Annotated in this window: 8 protein-coding genes; 2 read left to right on the top strand and 6 right to left on the bottom strand. The window is 59.4% G+C overall.

Annotated elements, in window-relative coordinates:
- The first annotated feature begins 100 nt into the window (after nucleotides 1-100).
- Entirely contained in the window at nucleotides 101-673 is a 573-nt protein-coding gene (locus BPSY_RS06165; protein ID WP_152596842.1) for a hypothetical protein, read from the top strand.
- A gap of 258 nt (nucleotides 674-931) precedes the next feature.
- Nucleotides 932-1,318 carry an NADPH-dependent FMN reductase gene (locus BPSY_RS06160; protein WP_202961780.1) on the top strand — a complete coding sequence of 129 codons (387 nt, stop codon included), beginning with the start codon at nucleotides 932-934 and terminating at the stop codon, nucleotides 1,316-1,318.
- Between the two features lie 35 nt (nucleotides 1,319-1,353).
- On the opposite strand, the gene BPSY_RS06155 is transcribed toward BPSY_RS06160, so the two are convergent.
- From BPSY_RS06155 to alr, 6 genes are all read right to left on the bottom strand, one after another.
- Nucleotides 1,354-3,345, bottom strand: a complete 1,992-nt coding sequence (locus BPSY_RS06155) for a heavy metal translocating P-type ATPase (protein ID WP_238556816.1) — start codon at nucleotides 3,343-3,345, stop codon at nucleotides 1,354-1,356.
- Nucleotides 3,346-3,529: 184 nt separating this feature from the next.
- Nucleotides 3,530-5,590, bottom strand: a complete 2,061-nt coding sequence (dnaG, locus tag BPSY_RS06150) for a DNA primase (RefSeq protein ID WP_033498281.1) — start codon at nucleotides 5,588-5,590, stop codon at nucleotides 3,530-3,532.
- Nucleotides 5,591-5,626: 36 nt separating this feature from the next.
- The gene (locus BPSY_RS06145) at nucleotides 5,627-6,925 is read right to left on the bottom strand and encodes a deoxyguanosinetriphosphate triphosphohydrolase (protein ID WP_033498282.1); all 1,299 of its coding nucleotides are present in this window, start codon (nucleotides 6,923-6,925) and stop codon (nucleotides 5,627-5,629) included.
- Nucleotides 6,926-7,230: 305 nt separating this feature from the next.
- The gene (locus BPSY_RS06140) at nucleotides 7,231-11,502 is read right to left on the bottom strand and encodes a S8 family serine peptidase (RefSeq protein WP_081884287.1); all 4,272 of its coding nucleotides are present in this window, start codon (nucleotides 11,500-11,502) and stop codon (nucleotides 7,231-7,233) included.
- A 238-nt stretch (nucleotides 11,503-11,740) separates the two neighbouring features.
- A complete protein-coding gene (locus tag BPSY_RS06135; protein WP_033498283.1) occupies nucleotides 11,741-12,205 on the bottom strand; it encodes an Ohr family peroxiredoxin in 465 nt (154 codons plus the stop codon).
- A gap of 117 nt (nucleotides 12,206-12,322) precedes the next feature.
- A complete protein-coding gene (alr, locus tag BPSY_RS06130; protein ID WP_033498284.1) occupies nucleotides 12,323-13,681 on the bottom strand; it encodes an alanine racemase in 1,359 nt (452 codons plus the stop codon).
- Nucleotides 13,682-13,742: the final 61 nt, after the last annotated feature.

The following is a 13,742-nucleotide window of genomic DNA, read 5'->3' as shown; positions in this document are numbered from 1 at the left end:
CATGCCGACACTGCTCAGATTCATGTTGAAAAATTATGAGACTACTATCTGATCTATGCTTAGGGGTAGAAGACTGTTCATCATATTAACTACGACGGCCGTGGTCGTTGCAATTGGCGGCCCCTGCATCTGGGACGCTTTTATCAACAATGGGCGCTACCCGATTGACTGGCAGGCATGGTGGGCGTTCTGCACTTTCTTAATCGCTCTTGTTGCCGCAGCTGTTGGGTGGAACGAGTACCAGCTCCATAAAAAAGGCAGCGCCGAGCAAGATAGACCCTATATCGACTTCTCAATTGAAATGGATGAATGGGATGCTTACATTTGTATAAAAAATATTGGCAGAACCACGGCATTAGACGTTACTATCGATTATCCGGAAGGAACACAATCAAGTGGCTTTTTGGAAGCGCAGGATGTGAATCCGAGCGACATCACAGAGGAATGGATAAAACGAGACCTGGGGCGATTCATAAGCGCATTGCCTACAGGTCACACATATAAGTATGAATGGCTTGACGTTTCACCACCATTTCGACATATCAAAGCAAGAAATCCACCACCGCCACTTAGCGGAAAAATCCATTACAAAGATTTCAAAGATAACAGCTATGAACAGCTCTTCAAAATAGATGTCGCCGACTTCTTCTATTCCGATCATAAACAAAGTTAGATACGGCACTTCTCCATCCTCCACACACGATCCAGACACGATGACCGTACACATCGCGTACACACTTAGCGTCATATCTGGGCAATTCTGGGCAAATCTACCTCGTTGTCGAGCTGCCGAAATTCGTTGAAATACCAACGTCTGTAGAGACTTCCATACTTGTATGTTTTTGGCTTTGCCCTATCTCAAGGTCGACGGTTCGAGCCCGTCCGGGGTCACTCTTGGGGCCTCGGCGTCATGGCGATGCCGAGGCCCCCATTGCATCAGTATGAGGCTGAGAGCACGAAGCGGTGGAGCGGCATCGTCACGGCCTTCGATGGATTCGTGCTGCTTTCCCCCCAATACAACTGGGGGTATCCGGCCGTTCTGAAGAACGCCCTCGACACCCTGTACGCGGAATGGAGGGGCAAACCCGTCAGTATGGTGACCTACGGCGGACATGGTGGATTCCAGGCCGCCCTTGCCTTGGGACTGGTTGTCAGAGGATTGCATATGAGGCCGCTGGCGACGAATCCGCAGATCACCATCAGCGAGCAGGCCACGGATGAACGCGGCCAGCTCATTGATGCGGATGCCCTGCTTGAACCCTACAGGCCCTCCTTCCTCGCCTTGGGCAAGGAATTCCTGAGCAGCGGGAAAGACTAGACCTGCCCGGAAGCGTCATGCCTCCGTGCACGCGTTCATCGCCGTATTTTCCGGTCGATAATCGCGGTCAGAGCCCAGAGGATGCACAGCACGTCTATGATCTCCTGAATCAGGGCGCCGACCACCGCGGGAATCAACCCGAAGGCCGCGACGATCATGCACAGGATCGCCGCGATCAACCCTCCGTACACGGCTTGCAGCATGATGCGCTTGGTCTGGCGTGAGATGACGATACTGGTCGGCACCATCGCGATGTCATCATTCATGATCACCACCTGTGCGGATTCCGAGGCCGCGGTGGACGAGCCGTCCGTCATCGCCACCCCGATATCCGATGCCGCAAGCACCGGGGCGTCATTGACGCCGTCACCGACCATCATGCTGGTGCCGTGCGTCGGAGCCAGGCCGATCAGTCCCTTCATCCACAGCATCACGCGACCGAAGGCCGTGGGCTCAAAGCTGTGTTCCTCACGCGCCTGCTCGACGGCATACACCTTCTCCTCCGGCAGCAGTTCCGAGCGGACATCATCAATACCGACCGCCGTGGAGACGATCGCCGCGGAATCGGCCTTATCACCGGTCAGCATCGTCACATGTGAGGTGCCCAGTCGCCTGAGCCATTGAATCGTGTCCGCGGCGTTCTCCCTGGGGAAATCCTTGAGAATGATCCGTCCGGCCATATGGCCGTCGCTGGATACGTAGGTGACCATCTCATTCGATGCCAAAGCCGGATACTGCGATGCTATCTGTTCATCCGTGATGCCCGGATCGACATAGTGCAGTCTTCCCACCTTCACCAGACGCCCTGATACCCTTCCCTCGACCCCGTTCCCGGTGCTTTCCCGGGCATCCGCGACCGCCGGGCGATCCAGCGCTTTGTCATGGATCAAGGACAGCGCCGCGTTCTCCACGCCACGGGCGAGGATATGCGAGGAGTAGCCTTCGAGCAGACCGGCATCGACCAGAAGCCGATCGGCATCGATGCCTTGTTCCCTGGACCATTGACTCAGTTCGATACGATCCACGCGCGGCTTCTTGCGGGTCAATGTGCCCGTCTTATCGAAGAAGACATGCGTCACTCCCCCGAGACGCTCGAGGATATCCTGGGCTTTGATCACGATGCCGGCTTTCGCCAGCCGTCCCGTTCCACCCATGAAGGCCGCGGGTGCCGCGATCAGCAGGGGGCAGGGCGTCGCGATTACCAGCACTTCCGCGAAGCGCATCGGATCCCGTGAAATACCCCATGCCATGAATGCTATGGCGAGCGATATGACGGTGAAGGGCACGGCCAGCAGATCCGCCGTCTTGACCGAGGCAGAACGTGACTCCTGTGCGGATTTCACCAGCTCGATGATCTTCTGATACTGGGAATCCGCCGATTTCGCTGCGGCCGTCATCGTGATTGCGGATGCGCCGTTGATCGCGCCCGAAGACAGTTTGGATCCCGAATAGATGTCCACAGGCAGGGGCTCACCGTTGATCATTGAAAGATCCAAGGTCGCCTGTTCGCTCTTCAGGAAACCGTTGACGGGTATCGTCTCCCCCGGCTTGACCAGAAGGGTGTCGCCGATGTTGACCTGATCCACCGGAACCGTGTTCCAGCTTGTCTCCCCATCGGATGACCGTCCGCCCACATGCGCCACGGAGGGTGCCGCCTGGACCAGGGTTTCGAGATTGCGCTGGGCCTTGGACTCGGCGAAGTCCTCGATCGCCTCACCCGAGAAGACCATCAGCACCACAACCCAGCCCGCCCAGTATTCATGGACCGCGATCGTGGACATCAAGGCCACAATCGCCAGGATGTCAACGCCGACATGGCCTTTCCTGATATCGCTGATCAAGCCCCACAGGGAATGCAGCACGCTCGCTGCGGCCGTCAGGATCAGCAGCCAGGAGGCGACGCCGACGTTGATGCGCCACAGCACACCGGCGCATACGCCGATCAGCACGGTGACCAGAAGCAGCAGACGGCCGCCAAGGAGGCGGGACATGATCCCCTGATGATTCACGTGATGTTGAGCAGACATAATGCGTATCTCCCAAGGTTGGAAAGCAAAACCCTGCTACCCTACCACCCCCAAAATCGTTGGAATATCAACGTTTTGAGTTGTTCACATCGAATCTCGGAGTTCGAGGGGTAAAGCTTTCCGAGGAATGCGACCGCCCTGTCCCGGCAGGTGGATCCGGCATCCCGGAACCCTCATCCGACGCTCAGGAAACGGTGTTCCCGTACACCTGCGCCTGCAGATCCTTGCGTGCCGCTTCGAGTTTGGTGATATCCCCCAGCAGGGAGAATTTCTCGGCGCCATCGGCCATCTGATTCATGCGGCGCTTCGCTGTGGCGATACGTCTCATATATCCCATGTCGAGCAGACGGACCAGCAGCTCGGAGGCATACTGTGTCTCCGCGACGGTCGCGGGACGCAGCTGGACCGCCGCGGCATTGCTCTCGGGATGCGTGTTCTCACGACTGCCGACCACATTGTCCTCCTGCGGAAGCGGCAGCGGCATAACAGCCAGCTCGTTGATCACCTGCTGCAACCAGGTGCCCGTGGCTTTGGTGACATTATGCATCCACAGCCCCTGGGGCGTATCCTCGGCGGGCAGGCCACCGGCGGCCTCCACGGCCTGGAACAGCGAGCGGAACACCGGCGTGACGAAATTCGATTCATCAAGCTGCGCGAACATCTCACGGTTGACCGCCCGTGGAATCTGGACCAAGGTGCCCATGAACTGCTGCTCACAGATGAACACCGCATCGTCGATGCGGAAGTACCCCTGCATCTGCGCGTCCTGGTGTTCCAGTTTTTTCCTGTCCACCATGCTTGACGAGGGATTCTCACCGCGCTCATGCATCTGGTTGAGGGTCTGGTGCCGGTTCCTGGATGCGTAGGCATCCTCATCACGCACGTGAAGGCCACGCCTGGCGGAGGCAACCTCACGGTTCATCACCTCAAGCTCGATCCCCACCCTTCTGGCGGCCTTCCGGGTGTACAGATCCAGCAGGGAACGGTCACGTATCTGCGCGATAACGGGTGCCACGGCCTTCACGGCGCCCATCTGACCGGTGGTGAATTGGGTGTCGAAAGCGTTGATCGCCGCATCGATGACGAAGTCATACAGGGGTTTCGCATGCTGCACCAGACTGCGCACGGCCTCATCGCCACGCTCGATCCTCAGATCGCAGGGGTCCATATTGTCCGATGCCACGGCCACGAAGGTCTGGGTGAGGAATGAGCCGTCGAGGCCGAATGCGTGCAGGGCCGCCTTCTGCCCGGCCGCATCGCCGTCGAAGGTGAAGACCACCCGCGAACCTTTGACCGGTCCCACCAGCTGCACCGCCCCCAATGAATCATCGGAGATCAGACGGCGCACGATTTTCGCATGTTCCAGACCGAAGGCGGTGCCGCAGGTCGCCACGGCGGTGTCGACGCCCGCCAGGTGGCATGCCATCACGTCGGTGTAGCCCTCGACGATGACCACCTGGCGCTTTTTCACGATCTGTGATTTCGCGAGGTCGATGCCGTACAGCACCTGGTTCTTCCGGTAGAGCTGGGTGTCAGGGGTATTGATGTATTTCGCTTGGATCGTGTCGTCCTCGTAGAGTTTGCGAGCGCCGAAACCCAGGGTGCGCCCGGTCGAGTCCCTGATCGGCCAGGTCACGCGGCCCCGGAAATAGTCGTAGACCCCACGCTGGCCCTGCCTGGCAAGACCCGCGTCCGTCATCTCCTGCTGGGTGAATCCCTTGGATGAGAGGTGGCGCACCAGATTGTCCCACCCCTGGGGGGCGTAGCCGCATCCGAAACGTTCACTGTCCGCCTGCGTGAAATTACGTCCGCCGAGCAGTTTGCGCGCGGGAAGCGCCTCTTTGCTCATGACCTGCGACACGAAGAAGCGCTGGGCCTCCTCATTGGCCTCAAGCAGTCGGGAGCGTTTGGAACCGTTCTGCTGCGGCACCGGGCTGTTCGAATCGTAATGCAGCTCGATGTGGTACTTGTCGGCCAGAATGCCCACGGCATCACCGAATCCGACATTCTCGGACTGTTCGACGTAGCCGAAGACGTCACCACCGAGGCCGCAACCAAAGCAATGCCAGACGCCGAGGGATGGACGCACCGAAAAACTGGGGGTCTTCTCGTCATGGAAGGGGCACAGGCCTACGAAGGTGCCGGAACCGGAAGACTTCAGCGTCACATCGGCCGAGACGATGTCATACAAATCCGCCGCTGCGCGAACCTTCTCGATATCCTCTTTAACAATCATCCCTGCCATGCGAACCAGACTACCTGCAAGTTAGGATGAGGTCGGCTAACGGAGAATCGCATGCATCGCCAGGGCCGAGCCATCGGTCAGGCTGGCGACCTGGTCGATGGCGACACGCAGACGTTCATCCTCATTCGCGGCGTTGTACCAATCATCCAGGAACACCGTCTCCAAGGCATCCGACGGACGGGGCGAGCTTTCCATCATCACATCGACCAGATCGCGCACGATCTCAAGCTGACGGTCATGGAAAGGTTCATGCTCTCTGGGAGCCATCACGAAGAACACCGAGATGCCCTTCAGCGCAACAATCTCGTACGCCGTCTCCTCAGGAATCACGATCGAAGCCGTGTACCGCACCAATGCGCCGTTGCCGTACCGTTCGCGCGTGGCCTGCTCGACCGATCCAGCGAACCTGCCTATCAGCGCGCTGGTGATGTTCTTCAGCTGGGCCAGGGCGCTCCTCGAACCGTTGAAATGCTGAGGGAAGAGTTGCAGGGAACGCAGACGCTGCAATGCGGCGACCAGCTCATCGGCATCCCAGCGTTCGCCGTACCAGGAGCGTGTCACCTCCACAATCGCGTCGATGACCTTATGGTCGGCGAGTGTCAGGGGATTGAAGGAGCCCGCCACGATGGCATCCTCCACGTCATGCACGCTGTAGGCGATGTCATCGGAAAGATCCATGACCTGGCATTCCATCGGACGCTCCGTGCCATGCTCACCCTGTTTCAGCCACCGGAACACATCGACATCGTCGGGATAGACGCAGAATTTCGCACTGCGCTCCCCCTTGGGATGTTGGGCCGCCTCGTTCAGGGTCCACGGATACTTCACCGTGGCATCCAAAGCGGCACGTGTCAGATTCACCCCGGCACTACGTCCGTCGGGATGGAATATCTTCGGTTCCAGACGCGTCAGCAGCCTGAGCGTCTGCGCGTTGCCTTCGAAGCCACCGATGCCGGCGGCGATCTGCGCCAGCGCGCGCTCCCCGTTGTGCCCGAAGGGGGGATGCCCCAGATCATGGGCGAGGCAGGCGCAATCGACCACATCAGGGTCGCAACCAAGCATCGAGGCGATCTGGCGGCCTATCTGCGCCACCTCCAGGGTGTGGGTCAGACGGGTGCGGGCGAAGTCATCGGTACCTGCCACCAGGATCTGGGTTTTCGCTCCAAGACGACGTAAGGCCGAGGAGTGGACGAGCCGGGCACGATCACGTTCGAATGCTGTGCGCACACTGGATTTCGGTGGTTCAGGCGCCCAACGCTCCTCGTCCACCGCCTCATAGCCCTCATGTTGCAGGACGGATTCACCATGCCCATCGAGTTGTGCGCTGTATCCCATGGCACCCCCAGTCAAATCCAAGGTCACTTACCGTTGCACCCTCAGGCTACCGCACCTGTGTTGTCGCCAGGAGTCGACTGCCTTCCCCAGCGAAATCGGATCGCCGTCGAGGCCTGCACATGGAACAGCGCTCCAACAGGGCGGATAACCACCGCATACTTCGCGGGTTACCGCCCTATTGGAGCGCTCGTCCCAATTGTCCATCAGCCGCCCGTGCATATCCGTGTGACCAACTGTGTGATGACTGCTGCAATCACACAGTTGGTCACCGGCAGGCCATCCGGGCGGCGGCTATGGCTATTGCATCACCGCTGCTTGGCCCGCTTGCGGGTGAGCACCAATCCCGTGCCACCTGCGACTGCAAGCACAGCCAGTGCCAGGATGCCGGTCACGGCAGCTCCGGTCTTCGAGAGCGGACCGCCGTTGGCGGAACCACCTTTCACCGTCGCCACAGGGGCTCCGGAATGGCTGCCCGAATTATCGGAGGCTGGGTTCGTCGAAGACCTCACCAGCGAACGCTGCGCTGTGAGCAGAGCAGAGTAGGCGCTGTTGACCTCGGCCTGGGTGGCGTTGGCATTATTGAGCACCTGCTGCGCGGCCTTCATGGCGGCCTCGAAGGCAGCCCACGAATCCTTGGTGTAGTCCTTGCTCTGCAAGGATTCCAAGGCGTGATGAAGGCCCTGCAACTTCGACTTATCGACCTTTGCCGACATCTTCACCAAACCGTTGATCGCAGTGTTCAATGCATTGTATGCGGCATTGATCTGCTGGTTGGTGGAACCAGCATCAGCAAGCACGTCCTTGGCGTTGGCAAGAGCCTGCGCCAACTGCTTCCAGGACTCGGGCGTGTAGGTGCTCTCCTTCAGGGCATCCGCGGTATCCACGAGTTTCTGCAACTCGCTGGTATCCCGGGCGGCGATGCTTTGGATATCGATCACAGGGCTGGCCGTCTTCGCAACGGGAACCGCGCCGTTGAGATGCAGCAACAGGGCTTGCGGCTGCGCCGTTGTCCCGGTCGCCTCTTCCTTAGCCGACAGACGGGTCTTCCCCGCTGTCGACGAGTCCACGGCGGTTTTGAGATGCGCCTGGATCGTCCCGGCCTTATCGTTCTCAACGGCCGAACCTGAACCGTTTTGACCACTCTTGCCGAACCACAGGTCAGGATTGAGCGGATCGAAGGAGGCCACATCCGTCGTATCGGCAAGATAGGCGTTCTCGGCATCCTGTGCGAAGAGGGATTCGGTCTGGGCGTAGAAGTGCATCGGAGCGGCGGTCGAGTCCTTGGTGATGCCAAGGGCACTGAGTTTCACCGGAAGCAGCACCACATTGGAATCGGCAACCGTCGAATCGACAATCGCTTCCCTGTCGATGACCGTTCGGTCGCTCAGCCTCACGGTTTCAACCCAAACGGCATCGGTCATCGCTCCGCTTTGCACGGTGTTCACACCGATCAGGACATCCGGCGTGCCATCCCCATTGCTATCGAGCACGATCTCAGGGAAGAAACTGTTACCCAGTCTCGACCAGGTCTTATCGGTTTCGATGCCGAACGTGAGATAGCCCTGCGATTTGTCGTTGATCTGGGGCGCTGTTGACGAGACACCGACTGCACGGATATCCGCCGCGGCGAGGCTGCGTGCCGAATCCTGCGAGGTGTAGCCGTCCACCGGGTCTTCCACGGCGAGCTGCATGGGTGCCAGCTGCGAGGTGTAGCCCGTCGCACCTGTCCCATTGGCGAAGCCCTTACCGCTGACGACCACTTGACCGTCTGCGGAGCCCTTCGAGAATTCAAGGCTCGTGCTCGTTTCGGAAACCGGCTTGGGTGCGCTGACCATCGAGACGCGCAAGGCGGAGAAAGTACCGTCGGCGGTATCGGTGGGCACCAGACGCACAATGCCGCTGGCATCGGTGACGTAATTGCTGTCGTAATCGGATGAAGCGGGATTCTTCACCGGCTGCGTGGTGTCACGGGTGTGACGCAGCAGGGACTGGTCCGGAATGCTCAGCGTGACCGTGAAGTTGGCGCTGCCGTTCGCAGGAACGGTGATCGTCTTCTTATCCAACTGGTAGTCAACGCCGGGCGTGCTCACCCTTGCCTGATAGGACAGTGAATAGGTCACCGGCTTATCGGCCTTGTTGCTGACGGTGAAGGATTTGCTCCTGCTGTAACCCGCCCTCGGAACCTGCACGATACCGAATTCACCGGTCACCGCGGTGGGGTCATCCGTGGCTGCTACGGTCGCCTGATTATTCACGGCTTCGTAGGCATCCACACGTCCGGTTCCGACGCGCAGCGGACCCATCTTCGTGCTGCGGTCCTCACTCAGGACGTCGTGATCCGCCGTATTCATCAGCTGGGCCTTGATGGCCTTCGCCGACCAACCGGGGTGCGACTCGTAGGTGAGCGCTGCGATACCTGAGGTCATAGGCGTTGCCATTGAGGTGCCGCTCATGACCTCCGCCTTGGATCCGGTCCCCGCGGAGGCGGAGATGATCCCGACACCGGGAGCCGAGACATCGGGCTTGGCGGTACCGTCGGCGGAACCATGAATGCCTCGTGAAGTGAAGGAGGCCATGGTGTCCTCATATTTGGCGGAGTAATCCACCTTGGTGCTCAGACGCTGGTCCGATGAGAGTTTGACCGTCAAGGTACCGGCATCGAGAGCCGATTGCACTTTGGCGAGACCGGCAGGTGTGACCTGGAAGCCAGGCAGGGTGGCGTTGCCCGCGATGCCCGCATCCGGTATGTCCTTATCGGATTGGAAGAGAATGGCCTTGGCCCCTGCGGCTTCGGCGTTGTCGAAGCGCTTCTTGGAGCCGCATACCAGGTTGTTGTCATCCCAGTTGACCCAGGCGATATTGCCTTTGACCGCAGCGGCATCCTCCGTGGAGTAGGTGTTGCAGCCTGCAAGATTGCCGGCATCCTTAAGTTTGACTACTGTGCCTTCGACGTTGATGTCGCTGAGGTCCGCGTAATTCGCCGAATACTGTCCGGCAAGCTTGGTGCCTGCCACATCGCTCGGCGCGGTGGCGGTGATGCCGTCCTGCAGGGTGCGTCCGGAGCTGCTCGCGGCGACGGTGAGTGCGCTTTTGGCGCTGCCGGGCGAACCGAGGACGTCGGTGAAATCGCCTTCGTTACCAGCCGCGATAACCGAGAGCACTCCCTTTTCGGTCAGTGCGTCGACCTTCGCGGTATCCGGATCGTCATCGGAACCGTAGGACCCGCCGACGGACATGGAGACGATGTTGATCGACGTGCCGTTGGCGATCTGCTCACCCACCCAGTCGAGAGCTTCACCGACAAGTCCCGTGGTTCCGCCGTTGTCTCCGAAGACCTTCAGCGAATAGACGCCCGCCTCGGGCGCCGAACCCGGTCCGACTTCCATGGACTGCAACTCGGTTTCCGAGAGCTTGCTGTAGTCACCTCTGTATGTTGTTCCATCCGCGTTGACGCCATAGCCAAGAGCCGTTCCGGCCACATGTGTACCGTGGTGCCCTCCCTTGCCGTCGATGGGGTTGGCATCCGCGCTTGGGGTGTAGATGGCCGGGTCAGTGCTGTCCGGATTGTAATTCGTTCCGGCGAAGTCGTAGCCGCCTTTGAACTTCTTGGTATCGAGCAGGCCTGTAAGCGCCGAATCCGTGAGCGGGTCGCCCTTGGAAGCAAGAGCGGTGTCATACGCAGCCGTGGTCCCGGCACCGCCGAAATCGGCGTGGGTGTAGTCAAGACCCGTGTCCACGATGGCGATATTGGTGTTTTTGCCGGTGTTGCCGGTTTGCGTCCATGTCTTCAGAGCCTGAACCAGGGCATCGCTGTTGGCATTCTTGGGTTCAGCGTTGGCTATTGCGGCGTTGTCGGCACTCGTATGCTGACCGGAGGAGCCGGATGTCTGGACATCCTGGGACTGCGCTTCCTTCGTGGAAGTGCCCTTATCCGATGCGCTGCTTGACGCTTCGGAGGACTTCGCGTCGGAGGATTGCGTATCCGAGCCGTCTGTCTGGGTGTCGTCTTTGGACGCGGAATCGTCGGAGCTTGAGTCGGTGCTACGTGGTGAGCTACTGGAGGTTGGGGAGTTCTCGCCCGTAGCGCCCGTCGTGTCATCCGTATTCTCTGTGCTGTCCGCGGTCGTCTTGAAACTGATCGGGTTGATCTTGCTCACCGAATCGGATTGCTCGGCGAGCTTTCTCAGCGCTGCCGCATCCGCATACACGGCGATACCGGGGACGGTATAGGCCGTTGTGTACAAGGTCTTCACCTTCGGATCGAGCTTTTGCAACTCGCCAAGGACGTCCCGTGAAGTATCGTCCGCCTTCTCGGCAGTGTCCTTCGCGGTATCCTGCAGAGCCTTCTTGCCTTTGAAGGCCGATGGGCTTTTGCTGCCGCTCACCGACAAGGCGCTCTTGCTCGTCGTCTGGATGAACACCGGCATGGTGCCCGACCCTTTGGTGATTTGGGAGGCGACCTGCACCTTCCCTGATTGCTGGGTGTCCGCATGGGCCACTGCGGTCCCCACTGTCGGCAGAAGCATCGCCAGTGCTACAACAAGCGCGCTCCACCTTCCCCTATTTCGTCTGTTCATAGAGTTTTCCTATTCCCTTCTAGTGTGGTTATCCGATCCACACTTCTTTTCCCCGGGAACAAGTTATCTTTGTTAACGAACGATTATGTTTCGATGAACTCTTATGCCTGATGTTTCAACGACGCCTCGGCATGTCGCCAAAAACGCATGTCCTTCAGGTTTTTGGGACGGAGGACATACGAGAAAGCCCTCACCGTGACAGGCACGGTGAGGGCTGAATGAAGCCTATCTCCGGGTATTACTCGAAGGGATCGGCATCCACAACAACGACTTCAGTAGGCACATTGCCCGCAGTCGCCTTGGAGTAGGGGCACAGCTCCTGGGTGCGGTCAACGAGCTTGGCAACGGTCTCCTCGTCAACATCGGGAACGAAGACCTCGATCTTCGCCTTGATGCCGAAGGATTCACCCTCCGGTCCGATGGAGACGTGCGTGCGCACCTTGCTCTTCGCCAACTTGCTGCCGGCGATTCGCAGCTCCTTGCCTGCAAGGCCCAGTGCGCCCTGGAAGCAAGCGCCCCAACCGATGGCGAAAAGCTGCTCCGGGTTGGTGCCGTTGCCCTTGCCGCCCATTGCGACGGGGGTATCCAGATCAAGTTCAAGGTCAGGCTCATGACTTACGGCATGGCCATTTCGACCACCGGTGACATTGGCCACGGCGGTGTAGGCAATCTCTGACGGTTCATTTCCTTTGTATTCGCTCATACTGATATGACACCACCTTCGCCGGCCCCCTGCAAGTTATTACGCCGACAGAGACTATGACGCATCACACAGTATGAGCGGCGATCCGCGAAGCGAAGCCCCTGCCGGAGCGGACCCTTACAGCAGGGACCGGGGATCAAGCATCCCCAGGTCCTGGGCGGGCAGAGCCGTCTGGGCATGCAGATAGAGCCTGGGGATTCGGCTGCGCAGGCAGGTGAATATCTCGTAGCATATGGTCCCAGCCGCACGAGCCCAATCATCCGCGGTCGGCTCACATTGCTCCTCGCCGCGCCCCGGACCGAAGAGCAGCACGGTATCCCCCTCGTGCACGCCTAGCTGATCCGCATCGCCGTGCAGATCGAGTACGCATTGGTCCATGCATACGCGGCCGGAGACCCGTACCAGCCTCGGCCCTGCCGTAGTCATCACGCGAATCGGCCCTCCAAGATGCTCCTGACCCAGGGAGCCCTCCACATCCGAACCGGATGCCGAACGGTGGATGCCATCGGCATAGCCGAGGGGCATCACCGCGGCGCTGGTCTCCTGCTCCGTCAAGTAGGTGCGGCCATAGGAGATGCCATGACCGGCTTCAAGATGTTTCACCGTGGCCAGTTGGGCCTGCAGACTCATGGCTGGGGTGAGCGCGTACTTCGATGGTGTTCCCATGGAAGGATCGGGTTCATAGCCATACAGCCCGATTCCCGGTCTGGTCAGGTCATAGTGGATCGCAGGGCGCGTCAGCGTTGCGGCGGTATTCGCCAGATGCCTGATTTGCGGTGAGAGTCCCGCCTCGTGCATGCGCAGCGAGAACTCCTCGAAATTGGCGATCTGCCTGTCTGTCGATGACACGAAAACAGGCTGCTTCGGCATATCCGCCACGGCGAGATGGCTCCACTGGCCGATGATCTCAATGGCGCCCTCCGCTTTGAAACGTCCGAGCAGATCCAGGGCATCATCAAATGCCTCCGGGGTGAACCCGTTGCGACCGAAACCTGTATCCACTTTGACATGCACGCGTGCCGTTTTCCCAAGTTTGCGGGCGGCGGCGGCAAGTGCTTCGATGCCTGCGAGCGAACCTACGGAGATGTCGATATCGGAGGCGATCAAGTCCTCGAATGGTGCGGCTGTGCCGTTGTACAGCCACGTCAGAATATGGCAGCGATCAGGGCCGATGCCTGCTTTTCTCAGCAGCAGCGCCTCACGGGGCTGCGCGGTACCCAGCCAGGTCGCTCCCCCTGCGAGCGCGGCCAATGCCGAAGGAATCAGGCCATGCCCATAAGCATCCGCCTTCACCACTCCCATAACGGCTGTCCCGGAATGCGCGCCGCCGCACACATCGACCAGATGCTCCATGTTGCGTTTCATCACAGCCAGATCGACCAGTACCTGACCCGGGTATTCGCGGCATGCGCGTTTGTAATTCGATTCTCCGAGTTCCGACGAAAATTCCAGGCGGGGTGCAGCATTCAATGTCATAACCCCCATTGTGAACCCGAAATGACCTATTTGTGTTAGCCCACAAGCGTTTCTTCAAGCA

Origin of the sequence: Bifidobacterium psychraerophilum (genome assembly GCF_000741705.1) — a bacterium.
In the GTDB taxonomy this organism is placed as follows: domain Bacteria; phylum Actinomycetota; class Actinomycetes; order Actinomycetales; family Bifidobacteriaceae; genus Bombiscardovia; species Bombiscardovia psychraerophila.
Note: the sequence above shows the minus strand (reverse complement) of the source record. Positions and strands in the feature narration are given on the sequence as shown.

Coding starts and splice junctions, on each gene's coding strand:
- BPSY_RS06155 (WP_238556816.1), bottom strand. CDS start 3,345: ATGTCTGCTCAACATCACGTGAATCATCAGGGGATCATGTCCCGCCTC.
- dnaG (WP_033498281.1), bottom strand. CDS start 5,590: ATGGCAGGGATGATTGTTAAAGAGGATATCGAGAAGGTTCGCGCAGCG.
- BPSY_RS06145 (WP_033498282.1), bottom strand. CDS start 6,925: ATGGGATACAGCGCACAACTCGATGGGCATGGTGAATCCGTCCTGCAA.
- BPSY_RS06140 (WP_081884287.1), bottom strand. CDS start 11,502: ATGAACAGACGAAATAGGGGAAGGTGGAGCGCGCTTGTTGTAGCACTG.
- BPSY_RS06135 (WP_033498283.1), bottom strand. CDS start 12,205: ATGAGCGAATACAAAGGAAATGAACCGTCAGAGATTGCCTACACCGCC.
- alr (WP_033498284.1), bottom strand. CDS start 13,681: ATGACATTGAATGCTGCACCCCGCCTGGAATTTTCGTCGGAACTCGGA.